The following is an 18,583-nucleotide window of genomic DNA, read 5'->3' as shown; positions in this document are numbered from 1 at the left end:
TGAGCCGCCTTCATTGATGGCACTGCCTGACAATCAGTTTTTGGAAACATCCTTATTTCCAAAATTACTTTTGAAGATTAGCAGGTTAGCGATAAATTGCTTTTGCAACGCAAACTAAACTTAAGTTTAACGACCTGTAAGCTATTTATTTATATGAAGTTGTGCGGTCCATCTCAAAACAGCGGTTTTACTGTTCGCAGAGATTTCTTAATAAGGGCGCGATTAAAGGCCAGTGAGCATATCAAAGAAGAGTTGTCTGGAGGACGGCGTATTGTCGCGATGAGTATCGTACTCAACGTGCTTATCTGCATGCGCTGACGGTGATAGTTTGATACTCCACAGCGCGTTAAGTTGATTGGGCACAATCGAATATCGGACATCGATGATACGCAACTCATCGGTGGGGTCTTGCGCTAAATAACCATTAGAAAACCATCGGAAGCGTTCAATGTCTATCGCTTGTTGCGAACTCAGATCGAGCCAAGGAAAGTCTTTATTAATATTGAGCTTGCTGATGGATTCACCGGGATAGATTTTGACTGATGCTCCTACCCTCACAGCATCAATATGGTAGTTGCCCTCGGCTTCATAAACCACTTTCCAAAGCAAGATGTTAGCGAAGCTCGGCTTAGCCTCCAGCTGAACGGGAAAATGTTGCCGTTCTTTCGCTAACTGCCATCCGGCGGCCTCAGCTCTTTCCCTTTGTATCATTCCTAACGTTGGATAGATAAGCGCCCATAGAAACGCAATACGAGCTAACCACGGCTGTCGCTTTAGGGTGGCAAATACCAGCAATATCAATATGGGCAGTGTGAATACGGGATCAATGACAGAGACTGTATTCCAAGCATAACGCTCATTGGTTAACGGCCAAAATAGCTGGGTGCCATAAGTGGTGCAAGCATCCAGCAACGCATGAGTGCTATAGCCTAAACCGCAATAAAGCCAACTCTGTTTGAACGACAGCCCGCGATTTTTTGCTATCAATTGATGCAAAAACAGCGCACAAATTAAACTTCCAATAGGGATAAAAAACAGTGAATGAGTAAATTGTCGATGAAATTCTAAAAACAATAAGGGATCATTCTGTGAGCGAATCAGCACATCTAAATCCGGCGCCATTCCGGCAAGTAGCCCTAACACCCCTGCAACGACGATGTGTTGTTTTTTACTCACCGACTGAGGCAAAGAGGCACCTAGTAAGCCTTGCGTTAATGGATCCATAGTTAACTCATTGATAGCATAAGACTGAATCGAACACGATACATTCAGCTATAGCACTAAACGACCTTTAACAATGAGATATTTGCCCAATTTTGCGTGTAAACACGTCATAAGCACACGGTAAAGTGATTTGAAAGCACCCGTTTGTTGCGCTTCCTGAATGACGTTCTTCAAATCATCTCGTAATAAGAAACCAGCTAAAAACCACTTTACTTGCGATTTTTACTGCCAATTACCATCTCATAGCCATTGCAACTGGATTATTTTGGAAGGTCAAGTTAGGTGTGTCCTTCTCAGGTTAGGTTTTTGCTTCCAAATAAACACAGACTGGTTCGAACCAATGAATTAGTAATCGCTATTTTAATAGCAATAGATGCTATACAGACGCTCAACCTTACCACAGCCTCAATATCACCATAAGAAATTATGCGACATAAGTCACAAAAACTGGCGAGCGTTATTTCATCAAACCAATAATAAACTTATCATTATCAACATTGGTACGTACCAATTGGTCTTTTTGACTAGCAATGTCGATTTGTAGGCTAGCTATGTTTACACATAGACTTTGTAAGAAATGAAAGTGCCGCCTGCAGGCTTTCTACAAATAGGGAAATTGATGACAAGACCAAAATGTAGCGGTGATTACTATCACGACTTACGAGAACATTGACATTAAGCTCAATAAAACAACATCTTAACTTAGTATAGAGACCCCATATTATGGAATATTTTGACAAACTACATAATCAACTATCTTTGCTAGAAGAAAAGAACAAAGCAGCGCTTACCAAAGCAATTGAACAGTTCTCTAAAGCTATTGTTAACGACAAAATGATTCAGGTGCTAGGTACTGGTCACTCACATATGGTCGGGCTAGAAGGCTTCATCCGTGCTGGCGGTCTAGGCAACATTAACGCCATACTAGATTCAACGGTACTAACGAGTGACGGAGCGCTTCGTGGCTCAGAACTTGAAAAACTTAGTGGCCTTGCGGATGTTTTATGGAATGACCAAAACATCGCGCCAGGTGATGTTGTTGTTGTTATCTCAAACTCGGGTCGAAACGCTTTGCCAATCGAGTTTGCTCAGCGAGCAAAAAAGGAAGGCCATACTGTTATCGCAATCACTTCACTTGAACAATCTTCACTTTACCCTAGCCGCCACCACTCTAAATTAAAGTTGATGGATATCGCGGATATCGTACTGGATAACCTTGTTCCAGCAGGAGATGGTTTGTGTCTTGTCAATAACAAAGTCACTGGCGCGTTCTCCAGCATCTCTGGTATGGCGTTGATGAACGTTATTTGTGTCGAGGCTCAGAAGCAAGCGCTTGAAGCAGGTGTCACACCACTCATCTTCACTAGTCAAAACGTCGATGGTTTTGATAATGATTATATTTATAACCATTTTGATGGAAGACTGAAGTGCAAATAGGCATGTTTATGGTATTGGTCTAATAAATACTCAACCCAATGTACAAACGATCTTTGAGAACGTTGAATGGCATCAGAGAACCACCTCATGACTTAAGTCTTATTGATCGTTAGTATATTGTTAGACAGCTTAACTTAGTGAAGGAACCAATAGTGTATCTTTATCAAACTATTGCCGAAAAAATCCATAAGATGATTCAGACTCGAGAAGCCAACATGAAGCTTCCCGATGAACGCACCTTAGCTGAACAGTTTTCTGTTAGTCGCTCCACTATACGTAAAGCCATTTTCGAACTTAAAGATCGAGGTTTGTTACGAGTGACTCAAGGAGATGGTATTTATGTAAAAGATGGCGACCTGGTCCAAGACTTAGGATCCGGTTTCTATAGCCTAACCAATGATATGAAAGACATAGGCAGAACAGTTGAAACCACTGTGATTGACAGACAAGAAGTGTCTGTTGCTGATATGCCGAGTTTAAGTGACTTTAGCAGCTCAAAGGTCTACAAGATTTTACGCACACGAACCATTGATGGGGATCGTGGGATCTACGAGTTAAACTATCTTGATTCAGACAAACTTCCAAACCTATTGGATAAGGTTTCTGATAATGAATCTTTATACAATATCATTAATCAAGATTATGGTATTTACTTTGATGAAGGCCACGAACTTCTATCTGTTGTCATCGGCAATGAGGTAGCAGAACAAATTCTCGCTTTACCTGCAAACTCTCCTCTCGTACGGGTTGAAAGATGTGTCTACTTAAAAAACCAGCTATTTGAAAAATCTATTTCTTACATCAAACCAAATTTTTTCTCTTGGCGATATGAACTTAAAGGTAAAAAACCTCTTTTTTAGTCCGACGCAAATAGTATCGTGGTTCATTGAATTTAGCCTCTCCTTTGGAGGCTTATTTTAAGTCACGCACTCAACTTTCCTTCGCTCAAACCGATTCTCACTAAGCGCGATCTCTTCTCTTCCAATAACCGAGCAAAAAAGCAAATACCTTAAAAAGCAATAAAGGATCGGGCTCATTTAATGCCTTTTGTGTCTGTCCTTTTACTCTGTTGTTGTCCTATTGACTCGCCACTCTTGCACTGCGCCCACTAGCAAACATACGTCATTATTCTTAGCCTGCGTGTTTTTTAACGAGACATTAACAAATACTCTCCTAGCATCTATATGCACACCAGTACATAAGGAGACTATTGTGAACGTGCTTATTGATACCGATGTTGATTTTGATGATTACATGGCAATGCTATACCTTCTGCACCATCCCGATATTTCTGTCGCAGGGATATCTATAACCGGTACTGGAGATGTTCATCTCACACGTGGCATAGACAACGTAAAAAATATGCTCACATTAACCGGAAACCCAGAACACTTAACTATTCCTGTTTGTCGTGGTTTCAACGCTCCACTACGATACAGCAACACTTTTCCTGGAGAAGAGAGAGAAGCCGCTGACAATCATTACGATAGTCCCTTCCCTTCATCAAACCCAAACAAGTCGGTGTACGAGGCTATTGAGTTTCTTACGGACTTTATGTTGGAAACACAGGAACCTGTAACGCTTCTTTGTATTGGAGGGGGCACTACTTGGGGTCACATGTTCGAAAAAGCAAAAAGCAACGCTGCCTTAGCTGACGCGTTAAAAACCAAACTAACACGAATCGTGATGATGGGAGGAAACTTAACCGATGAGTTCGTGGAGCCGGGCGCAACAGGTAATATCCAACCTACGTTAGGGGAGCACCCTTGTTATAGTAACAAAGTTGCTGAGTGGAATATCTTTATTGACCCCCTTGGCGCTCAAATTATCTTCGAAAGTGATATTGAGATTGTTCTGGTTGCTCTCAATGCCACGCAGCAGATTCCAATTACCCAGTCCTTCGTTAACGCACTGGCTTCAATAAAAAACCCGAGTGCACAATTTCTCACTAGTGTTTTATCTAGCCCTACGATTCAACCTGGTATTGGCCACTACCTCGACTTCTGGGATCCGCTCGCAGCCAGTGTCATTACCAATCCTGAACTCATCCACTCACGGACCTTCCCTATTCGCGTAGAACAATCACTAAACGAAGAAAATGATAATTCGGGTCAAATACTGGTTGATCACGACCAAGGCTCGCCGGTGAAAGTTGCACTTTCAGCCAACGCTATTCTGACCTATGAAAATTATCTAAAAATAATATCACGTGACACCATCACGATATAACTAGAAAAATAACAACGTCACATCACTAGGAAAGTAATATGAGATTTATCACGTCAACACTCAGATCGTTAGCACTAATCCTATCAGGATTTCTACTACTCTTGGCAACAGCGACCGCGGATACTCCGGCTTGGGACAACGCTGTCAACACTCCTCCCGCTGACTGGACGGGTCCTGTATTTGAACTTAGCGATCAATATCCAACGCAACTCCCAGCAAAGTGCACCAAACAGTCTTGTCCATGGCTATTTATAGATCTACCAATGAAAGCTAACCTCAATGCGACTAGCAGCCCTGACTGGTCACAGGATCCTGTTTATAACGAATATATCACTAGCATCTTAGATTACATCCGCCAAGGGCAAAGCGCTGATCTTAACAATAAACAAGGCCTTCAGGTCAACCTAGATGGTGAAACGAGGTGGTTTCATATCCCATGGATGGCCTATGCACAAAAAACTGGCCGTGAATTTGTTCACGGGCTTACCAATGAACGTACCGCTCACTTAAGTGATTTTTACGGTAATGTGAACAATGAAACAAACGACAAGCGAGGGTTTGAGACTTGGGCGGTGGGCATGTACAACGATATTGGTGCCTACACAGTCGGCCAAAGTTTTAATAACCAAGGTAAACCAGTTCTAGAAACTGTGAATGGCATCACCTCAACCAAAGGCATGCCATTTAAAGAAGGTACCGTTGTGGTTAAGTTTTTGTTTTCTACAGTAACGCCTAACGATGTACCCTATCTTAATAACTCACCTAAATGGCAAGCTAATCGCCATGTAGAAAGCAAAGGCGAGTTTCTCCAGTGCCAACGAAAAGTCCGCGACGTCTACCTAGTACAAGTTGATGTTGCTGTCGTTGACACTCGTTCACCTTCACGTTGGGTTTATGGCACGTTCGCATACATTGATGATGGTGGAAAAACCGTCTGGGACAACCTTAAACCCGTCGGTTTGCAATGGGGAATGGATCCTTGGACGTTTCCTGCCGTACCTAAATCAGAATCGATTCCCGCTCAGCAAAGTGTTTTGAACACTGAAATAAAACCCTATGAGCATTTTGGCTGCCAAAGCCGCCTTGCAGGACCGGTAGATAACAAACAAAGCTCGTGTTTATCCTGCCATGCTGGCGCGTACGCCAATCCGGATGATGCGAATCCAACAATGGGCGTCACCATTCCACCGATATTTGGCTTTGATGGTCTATGTGAACAATACAGCCAAGAAAACGTCAATTACTTTCAAACCACTCAATTTCCTCAAGCCTACAGTGGCGGTAATTATGTCAACTTGCTCAATCTAGACACCTCTCTTCAAATGCAGATAGCCGTACAGGAGCATGCTAAGTTTGCCGCAGACGCTCCACTCGAGTGTGAGGAGTAAAAAATGATTAAGTTTCAATATGGATTGGTGGCATTATTACTCTCATCCCACCAGCTAGAGGCGCAAACGCAAGAAGAGCTGTATGGACACTTAGAGCCCGAGCTTTCGGGCCACCTTCTGGCAGAAGTTCCTTCTCAACCATTTGCCGCGTCAGGCGTGGTTAAGCGTCCCTTTTTTGACTATTTCAATTGGCAAAACTTCATCGCGCTTATGTGGCCCTCTCATGTAAAAAGTCATGGTGAGGCTTTTGAGCCCGACAATCAAAAAGTGTTTGGACAATATAATGATGACCGCCTCCCGGTCTGGCTGGGTTGGAAGTCAGCATTTGATCTTTTCCCTCAAGATGGTTCAAAGCCCGTTGAATGGGTTGCCAACGGAACATCGGCAATCTGCAAAAACGATGGCTACAAAGGTAAGCCAGCGCTCGTTTCTGGTTCAAAGTTTAGTACGGTTGCAGACGAATTAGATCAAGCTTTTAGCGGACCATTGGTTGACCAAACCGGTCTATTTACTCGCTATGAGGTAAGAACAAATAGAGTCGAGTATGATTTTATTCGCGATAAGGGTTATTACAATCGCTCAAATTGGCCTGACGATGGTGTGATTACCCTTCCCAGTGGAAATGGCACTACAGAAGTTGGTGTCATTGAAGTAAAAGCCGCGTGGAGAGATTTAAGTAAAGTAGACCCTAAGTTTCACTCACGGTTTTTTAACTTAAAGAACGCTATTGTCTCAGTACCTGGTACGTGTGACGACAGCGAAAATGCCATGATGAAATGCGACTGCTCAACAACCACGGTTGGGTTAGTTGGATTTCACATTGCACAGAAAACACCAGACTTTCCTCAATGGGTGTGGGGCACTTTCGAACAAGTGGACAACCTTGGCGAAGACGCTTCAACACCATCAACAATGGTTCCTTCCTATTATGACCCTACGCTATATCAAAGAGAGTCAACCGTACTAAGGGCTAATCCCGCCAAGCACCCGGGGTCAAGCAGGGTACCAGAGCCTGGAGATTTCGCCGACACAACACCAATAAATGTGGTGCGTTTAAGCCAGATACCCGACACCCCGCAAAGAGAAAACCCAGAAGCACTGGGATACTCCACCACCGATATGAACCAGCGATATCGTGCCGCCTTAAAGGGTACTGTCTGGCAATACTATCAATTGATTGGGTCTCAATGGCCACAGTTGCCTTCTGCTTCACCGAAAAGCCCAACAGATGGCGACTTTGGGTGCGAAGATGGCACCGCTATGCAGGCTGGGGGAATGCCATTCCCAGAGTGCTTACTGGCTAACGTCACCATGGAAACCTACCACCAATATGATAGTTGTATGAACTGTCACCAAGGCGCGCAACGTGCTGGAGCGGACTTCAGTTGGATCTTAGCGACCCGCGCATACGATGATAGCAACGAGAAAGGAAAAGACAATGAAACAAAAAAATGATTCCACGCCGAATCCGCTGACACAAGCACAAGACTTTAAGTTTACTGAAAAAGTCATCGTCCCACTCAATATACATGGGCAAGGTGTGGTGCTCATATCGAAACAAAAAGACTGTGATCTGACTTATCTCGATCTTTGCTTAGGTTCAGAGCACCGCGCGGTAAAGCTCTCTATTACGAATCAGTCAACCACTCTATATGGCCTGACTGGACAAGGAGATTGGAGTCCGCTTGTATCCAGTGATGATTCCCTAGATCAAGATCCACTTTGCCAATATTGGTTGAGTATTGACAGTAACAATGCGGTGATTCGCTATGGGAAAGGCGAGATTCGTGGTAACACCGTTATTTTGGAGTACGGCTTGGAAAACCATCAACACTACTTAAAACCAGACGATGTAGGAAATGAAACGCAAAGCTGGCTAAAGCTCGTCCAGAGCGTCGATATTCTTGCCTCTGACAACCGGCTAGATTCAAGTGTACTCAATGATCCTGTGACGATTGACCCTCCATTATTTGTTGCTTCCATTGATACCATAAGTATGGACGACATCGCTTTTCATCAAAAAACCGTTATCGATAACCTCCCCCTCGCTTGTCAGCAACTTTACTCGAATATCGCAGGTAAGCAGTTTACGCTCAACACAGAGGCATTTCCTCAGTTTGAACAAGCGATTAACGAAAGTATTCTTGACAAAAATGGCTGGTGTTATAAGACATTACTGAATAAAATCGATGAGTTTGGTGATGATAACCCCAATGAAACCTACCTTCGAATCACAATGGGCGTCAATCAAGGGAACTCTCCAGGGATACCTTTTGTTATGGAGATCTGGCCCAGCGAACATGGCTCACCCATTCACAACCACGGTGACGCGAATGCCATCATTAGAGTGCTTTCAGGAGAGATCACCGTCAACTTATTTTCAATGCTATCGAAATTTCATAGTAAGCCATTCGCCACTCAGACTTTTAAAGAAGGGGAAATTACGTGGATATCTCCAGGCCTTAATCAAACCCATCAACTGAGAAATATCGCACCATCAGGGCAAGCGTGCATTACCATACAGTGCTATCAATACAGTACGGCTAACACTCAACACTATGAGTATTTTGATTATCTTGAACCAAATGGTGAAATCGAACAATTTACTCCCAATAGTGACATGGGATTTTTAGAGTTTAAGTCGTTAATGTGGCAAGAATGGCGACAACGACACGGCGCTTAACATACAATGTCAGTGATACATTAATGTGTCACTGACATCTTCGTGTAACTCAAAAAAAAACTAATAAGAGAACAGGTTAACTATACGGAAATGTGTACCCTGTAGTGGTCGAAATTACCTTGAAATTCTTTCACTGTACTACCAGCTAAGCAAACACCTCTTATTTAGTGCTGCTTCATAAACGCCACCGCTAAACCTGAAGAGATAAATGTTAATCCTGCCCCTACGTTTAGAGCTGATACCAATTTAGGTTTGCGCCTAAACCAATGAGATAACTGCGATGCGAAAACACCCATCAAGCTAAAACCAATCGCGGTAAGTAATGCGAACCAAACGCCATAACCAACCATTTGAACAGTGACCGAGCCTAACGCTGGATTGACGAACTGGGGGACAAAAGCGAGAACAAACATACCTGGTTTTGGGTTGAGGGCTGCTGATAAAAAGCCTGTCGAGAAAATCGCTTTTATTGATTGTTTTTTCGCCGGCTCCAAAGAGAATAAACTGCGGGTACGCAGTACCTTTATCCCTAACCAAATCAAATACGCTGCGCCCGCAATCTTAACGACATAGAACGCCAATTCTGAGGTTTGAATAAGTAAGGTAAGACCAAACGTTGCCGCAATAACATGAAAAAGGATCCCCGCGCCAGACGACAACCCCGAGACTATCGCCGCCACCCTACCTTGACTTAAACCCCGCCCAACGGCCAGCAAATTATCAGGCCCCGGTGAAATAACCAGCAAAAGACAAGCCACTGTATAGGGCAGAAAAACTTCAATTGGAAACATGTCACCTCCTTGTTACGTCTATTCAAGTGCTAACGTCGTATCCACACAACTCGAACTATCGGTATGCACATACTTCCCGTGAGCATCGATTGCTCTGTCACTATGACACTTGTGAAATCAGAGAGCTACCTGCTCCTTTTGTATTTGAGTACATACGCTTTACTTCACAGGAACTGTCATCATGTTTATGAAACAACCCATAAGTCACGGCTCTTTGGTTTTCATAAACAGCTAGAGTCCTTACCCTCCAGCTTCCAAGGAGGATTTAGTCTATTTTCGCCAGCCCAATATAGCTTAATTTTGTTGCCTGATGGGTCACTTAACGCCGCTTCTCTCCAAAGATAAGTCTGCATCGTTGGATCTTGAGAAAAATTGATACCCTTCGATTTTAGGTGCTCAACTAACTGATCAAGATCTTCATGCTCAAAATAAACGACACCACGACAATCTAAACCTTTCTTTTCAGTATCTAGATAGATTGAAAAAGTCGCATCACCATCTGGAAATGAAAAACGCGCGTAATAGTCGTTCCCAACAATTTGGGTCAACCCAAGTGTCGTATAGAATTTGACTGCCGACTCAATATCATGAACAGCCAAGGTTATTTGATTTAAGTTCATCTACTTTCCTTGTTTTCGCCTCTATTTCAGCGTAAATATCCAACCATGGAATATAAAATACCAACTATTGGCCGTTATTCTTAAATGCACTTTTTAACGCATTACCTATTACACTAGAACCAAGCCTTTTGACCTGTCACATAGGCTGCTACAAACTCTAAAATTGAACCTTTCATTTAGATTTCAGCAGTAATGCATTAATTACAAAGATTTACCATGAAGCACACAACCTAAAAACTGCTCCCCCACACTTTTGCGACACATTCAACGTTATGCATAAAATCTAGAATTAATCTAAAGCCTAAGTAAGCTGCCGCTAACCTGAGTAATCGAGTTGTATTGCATTTTCAATACGATTGCATTGAGATCTGTATAGGTTGAAGTATCTGTTTTAATCGCCGAGGCTTTGACATCACCTCGCAATAACCTTAGCTCCAAGTTCGCACGTTTTAATACTTTCTACTGTACTTTCGCTTCAAAATTACTCTTCTGAATTTCTGAATATTGCCAACTTATGAGCGATTACTTGCCGTCGGTAAACCTAAACAGTATCAAGAGTTGCCTGTATGAGAAAGATGGTTGTGATTCTCAATTCTATGCTTAGAGACGGTGTTATATGGGACGAAAACTGCGCCAAAAATCAACTATTGACGCCATAGTCTCTTGTTAGTCCACATCACTTAACGCGTAACTTGAGCTAATAATGCTCCAGGCCACCCCCCGGCCAAGGATAGGGTATATAGCGTATTTTCTGCCGTTCGCCAGCTGCCATTCTGTGCCGCCTGCTTATCCCAAGCAAACATAAAGTATGTAAAAGTACTCACCACGCTAATGACACCAGTAAATGTCCAACTCCGATCCGTTATTTTGAATGCACCAACGGCTGACTTTTGGGTATATCGACCAATAGCAAATTCCGTCAACATCACGCTAAATCCGATGAAAATAACAAAAGCAAAGTAGATAAGAACAAACGCCCCACCCCCACTTTCAGACGCGGTATACAGGAATTTCCAAATACTCCCAAGTCCGACCGCGGAACCGGCGGCGGCCATAACAAAGCCAAGCTTTGATCCCCATGTATCTCTTGATTGTGAAAGGTGACTTGCCACAACATCTCCGAAAGTAATGTTAAAAAATAGATGAATTTGATTGTGTTTCTGAGCAGTAATGAAAGCGACGCGTTGTGTGATCACGCGTCACTAGAAAAAGCGCTGCGTATAGTAGGAGGAGAGTGTGGCAAACGAAACCGTAGAATTACGGTATTAACATCAAAAAGTGCGAAAGGGACGCACTCATTCACTGCCAAGATATTTTCATCGCTCGGAAAACGGCAACTGCGGCTCAAAAAAAAGCAGTCGCCGGAGCGACTGCTTGATAACGACCAATTTAACGTTACATCGTAGGAAAATTGAAGCGACTAGCGTGCTCTTCCAAACGCACGCTGGCAGGCCATCGGCTTGTCACAGTTTTCATGCGTGTATAAAAACGAACACCGTCGCCACCGTGCATATTTAGCGGTCCAAAGATAGAGCGCTTCCATCCGCCAAAACTGTGAAACGCCATGGGTACGGGCAGTGGCACATTCACGCCAACCATCCCGGCAAGCACTTCTTCTTCAAACTGACGAGCGGTTTCACCGTCGCGAGTAAAAATCGCCGTGCCGTTACCGTACTCATGCTGATTAATCAATTCCAGTCCGGTGGCGTAATTGGGCACACGGACGATGGCGAGTACCGGACCAAAGATTTCTTCTTGGTAAATGGTCATCTCTGGCGTGACATGATCAAACAATGTCGGTCCCACAAAATAACCTTGCTCGTAGCCTGAGATTGTCAAATCTCTCCCATCAACTAACAAAGACGCGCCTTGCTCAACCCCATTTGTGACAAGGTCACAAATCTTTTGTTTATGCGGCGCAGAAATCACCGGCCCCATGTCATTTTCTTTACCTTCAACAATACCCGGCCCCACTTGCATCGTTGCTATTTGGGTTCGTAATTTATCAATTAAGCGATCCGCGGTTTCATCTCCCACCGCGACCACCACCGATAACGCCATACACCGTTCTCCCGCCGCGCCGTAAGCCGCGCCCATAATGGCATTAGAGGCCATATCTAAATCCGCATCGGGCATCACTAAGCAATGATTCTTAGCACCGCCTAATGCTTGGCATCGTTTGCCGTGCGCAGAAGCCGTTGCATAAATGTATTCTGCTATGGGCGTTGAGCCAACAAAACTCACCGCTTGAACACGTTCATCCGCCAGCAGAACATCCACTGCTTCCTTATCCCCTTGAACCACGTTGAATACACCGTCAGGTAAACCCGCTTGCTTAAGCAAGAGCGCTAGCTCGACTGCCAGAGAAGGATCCTTCTCTGACGGTTTTAATACAAACGTGTTACCCGTCGCCAACGCAATCGGAAACATCCACATTGGAACCATTGCCGGGAAATTAAACGGGGTAATACCAACGCAAACCCCTAAAGGTTGCATGAGTGAGTGGCTATCCACCCCTGTCCCCACATTAGAAGAGTGTTCGCCTTTTTGTAAATGCGGAATGCCACATGCAAACTCCACCACTTCAAGCCCACGCGCTAGCTCTCCAATGGCATCCGAATACACCTTTCCATGTTCACTAGAAATCAAACGAGCCAAGCGCTCTAGGTTCTCTTCCACTAACGCTTTAAAGGCAAATAATACTCGGGCCCGTTTTAGTGGCGAGGTTTTCGCCCAGTCGGCATAAGCATGTTGAGCGGCTGCAATCGCGTGTTGGGTTTGCGCCTCATCGCTCAGTCTAACCTGCTTAGTCTGCTGCCCTGTCGCGGGGTCAAAAATGGGAGAGATACGGTTAGACTGCGGTTCACCAACAGCATCATGAACTGCACCATTAATAAAGTTAAATACGGTTTCCATAACTGCGTTCCTTAATTTGATACCAATGTAGTGGATTCTGTTTGTAAAAGGCTCTGCACTGAATTTGAATTCGGCTCGTTCAATTGGCGCTCACGCCATGCAGTAATTAATCGTTGGTAGTTGGTTTTTACTTGAGCGACGAACTCATCATCCCCTATCTCATTCGACAACCATAAGCTAGACGGTAGACCAAAGAGAGTGCGCCCCACTGCAAAACCTTTAACAAGCGAGCAATCTGCCGCTGCGTTAAAACCCGCTTTTACCTCATCGATCGGCGCATCTAAACCGAGAATCAACACTCCTCGACAATAAGGATCATTTTCATGGACGATTCGTTCTACGCAACGCCACGAAGAAGGTGACAATGGTGGCAATTTCCACCAATCGGGTTTGACATCGATTGCATAGAATTGCTGCAATAACGCAACATAAAACCCATCATTTGCTTCACAGCCTTTCGGTAAGATAACTTCAAGAAGCAGTTCATGCCCAGACTGACAGCAAGCTTGGTACACCTCTTTAACCGTCTTTTCCTGTGCATGACGAAGCGTCGGCTCGTCATCTGGATGACAAAAGACCAGGCATTTCACCACATGTTCCAAGGGCCATGAAAGGAGTTGTGAACCAATATTCCCATGCTCAAGTTGCAGCGGTCGAGAGCCCGGAAGTTCAATGGGCCGACCTATCCACACCCCTGTTCCTGTCGCCGCATTCAGAACCGATTGACCGAATCGGCTGTCGCAAAGCACACCCGACTGCTCGGCTAGCCCTTCCTCAGCAGAGACCTCTTGTGACGCACGGTAGATCAACGCTTTTAGCGGGGCGATTTGAGACCGATCTGCCCCCGTATCTAGAACCATTTGTTCAAATTGACTGCGATGATCAAAAGCCAGAACACATAAATCGTCCCAGTGTTTTTTTCGAGTCGTGACACGATGTAAGTGGTTTAAATGCTGGTCTTGATCAGGACGCGGTACGCTTGATGCCCTGAGTAAGTAGTTGTCGAGCTCCTCTTTCGTTGGCATCGCTGGCGCGCAACCATGTCGTGATACCACCAAAGCGCCACAGGCATTGGCATAACGACAAGCTTGCTCCCAACCTTCATTATTGAGGTAGCCACGCAATAAACCAGACATAAACGCGTCGCCTGCGCCTAAAACATTAAGGACATCCACACGCACCCCTTCAATCGTGATGCCATCATCAAGGCTCTCTGGCACATCGCTTGTAAACACAGAGCACCCTAATGCACCTCGTTTACATACAAGATCAGCCTGACTCACACGCCGCACTGTACGCAGCGCCTCCACCGTGTCCGTTGATCCGCCCGCGATATGAAACTCTTCTTCCGTACCAACAATCACATCGAAAAGACCCAGCACGTGCTGCAACTGTTGTGTTACTTCATCGGATCCAATAAAGCGCGTTTCTCCGTCGCCTAATGCGGTTAAACCCCATAATACCGGACGATAATCAATATCGAGCACTGTCTTAACATCATGTTTTTTTGCATAGTTTAAGGCAAGCAGTACCGCATCACGCGTTCGTGGGTGGGATAAATGTGTCCCGGTAATGGCTAAACATCGTGCCGAGGCAATATAGGATTCAGAAATATCGTCCACACTGATCGCCATATCCGCACAGTTATCTCGATAAAACACCAACGGAAACGTCTCTTCGTCCTTAATCCCCAGCAACACTAATGCCGTTAACCGCTCTTTATCAGTAATTAGGTGGCTTGTATCAACGCCGACAGATTGCAATTCTTGGCGTACAAATCGTCCCATATGTTCATCACCCACTCGAGCGAGCATGGAAGACTTTAGCCCTTGCCTAGCCGTGCCAAACGCAACGTTGCCAGACGAACCACCTAAGTATTTTGCAAATGTACTCATTGATTCTAACGGCGAGCCTATTTGCTCCCCATACAGATCAACCGCGACTCTACCCAAACAAATTAAATCCAGCGTTTTATCTTCCAACTTCATATTTCTATTCCCTACGACTAAGCGTTCATTTCACTCACTGCGCTTTAGCGGTTCCAATAGCAACAACAGTGTGTGCTGTTTTACCAACTGAAAAGATGATCAATCAAACAAAATGAAATTAGGTTAATGAAGAGAACGATCATTCTGTTTTACTCTTTATATGAAATGTACATTCTAAAATCAAAGTAAAACGAAATATTTAATCCAAATGAGTGATCACGGTTACATTACCGGTTTGTTATTAGACTTTAGTCTTACGCTAAAAAATGAAAAAATAGAAAAAATTTTCCAACTCTTTTTTCATCGAATTATTTTTGTAACCCAAATTCTTTAGCCAATCTAAATCAATAACTTAGAGATAAAAACAGAAACAACCTTGATATTTTACCTTTATTTATCATCAAGTTATAAAACTGCGACATATCACAAAAATTAACACCTACAAGATCTATGTAACAATTATAACAATTGTGCTCACTATCTAATGGCAAAAATAATTTTCTATCTATATAGTTATCAGCGAAACAAATGAAAAATATTTATCATTTAAAATACACAATAAATATCACCCTTTAATGGAATAAAAAGACCCAATTTATAATGCCTATTCATTAATCGTCGACATTACATTGTGAAACGTCCCGTGATAGGCAGTAAAAGTGATAACAACAAGGAGACAGTCAATGTCATCAAAAATGAACACTCTTTTTCAATGTGTAACCCGCTTCTCGCATAAGATTGCTTGCTATCAAGAGACCACTAAACGAGTGGCAAAAACGGGTCTCGTTGCTATTGGTTTAATGAGCCTTGTCGCGTGTGGCGGAGAAGAGAGCAAAAGCGATGTTGTGACAATTGGCGTCGCCATTCCTAACTTTGACGATACTTTCTTAGTCAATATGAAAGACTCAATGACCGCCTATGCAGAGAAGCAAGACAATATTGAACTCATCTTTGTCGATGCTAAAGAAGATACGGTTAAGCAGCTCGGTCAGGTACAAAACTTCATCATCCAACAAGTCGACGGCATTATTTTAGTGCCGGTAAATACCGATGCAACGCAACCGATGACAGACAAAATATTGGATGCAGGGATCGAATTGGTTTACCTCAACCGACGCCCTTCTTACCTTCCAGAAGGAGTGGCTTACGTCGGCTCTGAAGAGCTGCAATTTGGTAAAGAACAAGCGAAGTACGTCGCCAATAAAAGTGATGGTGGCAACATCGGTATTTTGATGGGCATGATGACCATTGAAGCCGCGATCCTTCGAACTGAAGGTGTCGAAGATTATTTCCAAGACAAACCTGACTTCAACATCATTCGTAAGCAAACCGCGTTATGGCAGCGCTCGCAAGCCATGGTCGTGATGGAAAACTGGATCAATTCGGGCGACAAACTTGATGTCATCATTGCCAATAACGACGACATGGCGCTGGGTGCTATTCAGGCACTGCGTGCCGCAGGCAAACTTGATGACACTATTGTGGTTGGCGTGGATGCAACGCCAGATGGATTAATGGCGATTGAAAGCGGCGCACTGGATGCCACCGTGTTCCAAGACGGCGGTGGTCAGGCTCGCGGCGCGATCGACGCAGCACTCAATGGCATCAAAAAACAACCGCGTGAAAAAATCACATGGATACCTGCCGAGCTTGTCACCAAAGACAACCTTGCTGAGTTCAAAGCTAAACAAGGTTAACGTCACCTTTACTCATATGTTCTATGTGCTGTCTTACCGTTCAAGTAGAACCGGCGCATAGAACATTTCAAACGGAGCTGTAATTATGAGTCAAGCCCTCTTGGAAATGCGTGGTATTTCTAAATCCTTCCCTGGAGTTAAAGCCCTCGATAATGTGCAACTGACATTAAGAAAGGGGCGCGTCATGGCCTTAATGGGCGAAAATGGTGCCGGAAAATCCACCCTAATGAAAGTGCTTTTTGGGATATATCAACGAGACGATGGCACCATTCGCTATCAAGGAACTCCCGTCAACTTCACCGGCGCTAAAGATGCGCTTGAGTCTGGAATTTCGATGATTCATCAGGAGCTGTCCCCTATTCTTCACCGCAGCATTGCTGAAAACATTTGGTTGGGTAGAGAGCCCACTAAGGGGCCTTTCAATCTCATCGACCATAGCAAGATGTACCGTGATACCACCACGTTATTGGAAAAGCTGGATTTACACTTAGACCCTCGCACGCCCATGAGTGAACTTACCGTTGCCACCATGCAAATGATCGAGATTTCAAAAGCGATTTCCTATCACTCTAAGATCATCATTATGGATGAACCCACTTCTGCTTTAACGGGCAAAGAAGTTGACCATCTGTTCGAGATCATTGAATTACTCAAATCCCAAGGCGTCGCAGTGGTGTATATCAGCCACAAAATGGATGAGATTTTCCGTATTTGTGATGACATCACCGTCTTTCGAGATGGCAATTTCATTGGTGAACGTGAAGCGGCTTCCACTAACAACGACGAACTCGTTCACATGATGGTAGGACGCGATCTTGGTGACGTTTATCCGCCAATCACGGCTAAACCAGGCAAAGTGAGATTAGACGTACGAAACCTCTCTGTTGAGGGTCAGTTCAGTGATATCAGCTTCAAGCTTCATGAAGGCGAGATCCTTGGAATAGCCGGACTGGTGGGCTCTGGTCGCACCGAACTGATTGAAACGCTGTTTGGAGTGAGAAAAAAAGATGTCGGCGAAATTTGGATCAACGGTGACAATGTTGAAATCAAAACCCCTACCGACGCCATCAACCACAAGATGGCCTTTCTTACCGAGGATCGCCGCCATTCTGGTCTGTATTTGATGTTGGATATTTTTGCTAATACCTCCATTGCTCACCTTGACGCTTACCGCCATAAGGTCAGTAATTTACTTGATGTCAGAAAAATGCAGAAAGACTGCTCAACGCAATGCTCGTCACTCAAAGTGAAAACCCCTGGCATGTCTGAAGCCATTGATAATTTAAGCGGTGGCAACCAACAAAAAGTATTGCTGGCTCGTTGGATGCTAACCAAGCCAGACATTCTGTTTCTCGACGAGCCAACACGAGGTATCGACGTTGGTGCAAAATCCGAGATCTACAAACTGATGCGTCTGCTCACAGGCATGGGGAAAAGCCTGGTCATGATCTCATCAGAATTACCCGAGGTCATTGGTATGAGTGACCGAATTCTTGTTATGCATGATGGTCAATTCAAAGGCGAACTGGACGGTCACGAGGCCTCTCAGCAACAAGTCATGTCATTAGCGTTCAATTAATACGTGTTTAATTGGCACCGCAAGCTAGCCC

General features: G+C 44.2%; 14 protein-coding genes and 2 pseudogenes. 9 read left to right on the top strand and 7 right to left on the bottom strand.

Annotated features, from left to right (window positions below; genetic code table 11):
- Window positions 1-222: 222 nt before the first annotated feature.
- On the bottom strand, window positions 223-1,224 hold the full coding sequence (locus L4D05_RS13585; RefSeq protein WP_428794343.1) for a metal-dependent hydrolase: 1,002 nt from the start codon (window positions 1,222-1,224) through the stop codon (window positions 223-225).
- Window positions 1,225-1,947: 723 nt separating this feature from the next.
- Between L4D05_RS13585 and L4D05_RS13580 the strand changes: the two genes are divergently transcribed.
- The 6 genes from L4D05_RS13580 to L4D05_RS13555 all read left to right on the top strand — a co-directional run bounded on the left by L4D05_RS13580 (window position 1,948) and on the right by L4D05_RS13555 (window position 8,961).
- Complete coding sequence (locus tag L4D05_RS13580) at window positions 1,948-2,661, top strand: sugar isomerase domain-containing protein (RefSeq protein ID WP_428794342.1); 714 nt, start codon at window positions 1,948-1,950, stop codon at window positions 2,659-2,661.
- 152 nt (window positions 2,662-2,813) lie between these two features.
- Window positions 2,814-3,521, top strand: coding sequence for a GntR family transcriptional regulator (locus L4D05_RS13575; protein WP_428794341.1), 708 nt, complete (start codon window positions 2,814-2,816; stop codon window positions 3,519-3,521).
- A 352-nt stretch (window positions 3,522-3,873) separates the two neighbouring features.
- A complete protein-coding gene (locus L4D05_RS13570) occupies window positions 3,874-4,890 on the top strand; it encodes a nucleoside hydrolase (protein WP_428794340.1) in 1,017 nt (338 codons plus the stop codon).
- A gap of 38 nt (window positions 4,891-4,928) precedes the next feature.
- Window positions 4,929-6,278: a hypothetical protein gene (locus L4D05_RS13565; protein ID WP_428794339.1), complete on the top strand. Its 1,350-nt coding sequence runs from the start codon at window positions 4,929-4,931 to the stop codon at window positions 6,276-6,278.
- A gap of 3 nt (window positions 6,279-6,281) precedes the next feature.
- The gene (locus tag L4D05_RS13560; protein WP_428752145.1) at window positions 6,282-7,733 is read left to right on the top strand and encodes a hypothetical protein; all 1,452 of its coding nucleotides are present in this window, start codon (window positions 6,282-6,284) and stop codon (window positions 7,731-7,733) included.
- Complete coding sequence (locus L4D05_RS13555) at window positions 7,717-8,961, top strand: cysteine dioxygenase (protein ID WP_428752144.1); 1,245 nt, start codon at window positions 7,717-7,719, stop codon at window positions 8,959-8,961. The genes L4D05_RS13560 and L4D05_RS13555 overlap by 17 nt, the downstream gene beginning before the upstream one ends.
- A 164-nt stretch (window positions 8,962-9,125) precedes the next feature.
- Here the strand turns inward: L4D05_RS13555 and L4D05_RS13550 are convergent, their stop codons facing one another.
- Window positions 9,126-9,752: a LysE family translocator gene (locus L4D05_RS13550; protein WP_428752143.1), complete on the bottom strand. Its 627-nt coding sequence runs from the start codon at window positions 9,750-9,752 to the stop codon at window positions 9,126-9,128.
- 221 nt (window positions 9,753-9,973) lie between these two features.
- Window positions 9,974-10,372, bottom strand: coding sequence for a VOC family protein (locus L4D05_RS13545; RefSeq protein ID WP_428752142.1), 399 nt, complete (start codon window positions 10,370-10,372; stop codon window positions 9,974-9,976).
- Window positions 10,373-10,882: 510 nt separating this feature from the next.
- Here L4D05_RS13545 and L4D05_RS13540 point away from each other — a divergent pair.
- A pseudogene (locus L4D05_RS13540) lies at window positions 10,883-11,031 on the top strand (IS110 family transposase); the annotation flags it as partial.
- Window positions 11,032-11,052: 21 nt separating this feature from the next.
- On the opposite strand, the gene L4D05_RS13535 reads toward L4D05_RS13540, so the two are convergent.
- The 4 genes and pseudogenes from L4D05_RS13535 to L4D05_RS13520 form a co-directional block, all read right to left on the bottom strand.
- A complete protein-coding gene (locus tag L4D05_RS13535) occupies window positions 11,053-11,196 on the bottom strand; it encodes a DUF1294 domain-containing protein (protein ID WP_428794463.1) in 144 nt (47 codons plus the stop codon).
- A pseudogene (locus tag L4D05_RS13530) lies at window positions 11,191-11,427 on the bottom strand (sodium-dependent transporter); the annotation flags it as partial. The gene L4D05_RS13535 and the pseudogene L4D05_RS13530, both read right to left, overlap by 6 nt.
- Window positions 11,428-11,767: 340 nt before the next feature.
- Entirely contained in the window at window positions 11,768-13,288 is a 1,521-nt protein-coding gene (locus L4D05_RS13525) for a CoA-acylating methylmalonate-semialdehyde dehydrogenase (RefSeq protein ID WP_428794338.1), read from the bottom strand.
- Between the two features lie 11 nt (window positions 13,289-13,299).
- Window positions 13,300-15,276: a bifunctional 5-dehydro-2-deoxygluconokinase/5-dehydro-2-deoxyphosphogluconate aldolase gene (locus L4D05_RS13520; protein WP_428794337.1), complete on the bottom strand. Its 1,977-nt coding sequence runs from the start codon at window positions 15,274-15,276 to the stop codon at window positions 13,300-13,302.
- A 683-nt stretch (window positions 15,277-15,959) separates the two neighbouring features.
- Here L4D05_RS13520 and L4D05_RS13515 point away from each other — a divergent pair.
- Window positions 15,960-16,973 (top strand): sugar ABC transporter substrate-binding protein, encoded by a 1,014-nt coding sequence (locus tag L4D05_RS13515; protein WP_428794336.1) that lies wholly within the window; start codon window positions 15,960-15,962, stop codon window positions 16,971-16,973.
- A gap of 85 nt (window positions 16,974-17,058) precedes the next feature.
- The gene (locus L4D05_RS13510) at window positions 17,059-18,552 is read left to right on the top strand and encodes a sugar ABC transporter ATP-binding protein (RefSeq protein WP_265676812.1); all 1,494 of its coding nucleotides are present in this window, start codon (window positions 17,059-17,061) and stop codon (window positions 18,550-18,552) included.
- Window positions 18,553-18,583: the final 31 nt, after the last annotated feature.

It is taken from the genome of Vibrio nomapromontoriensis, from assembly GCF_050337205.1.
Taxonomy (GTDB): domain Bacteria; phylum Pseudomonadota; class Gammaproteobacteria; order Enterobacterales; family Vibrionaceae; genus Vibrio; species Vibrio nomapromontoriensis.
Note: the sequence above shows the minus strand (reverse complement) of the source record. Positions and strands in the feature narration are given on the sequence as shown.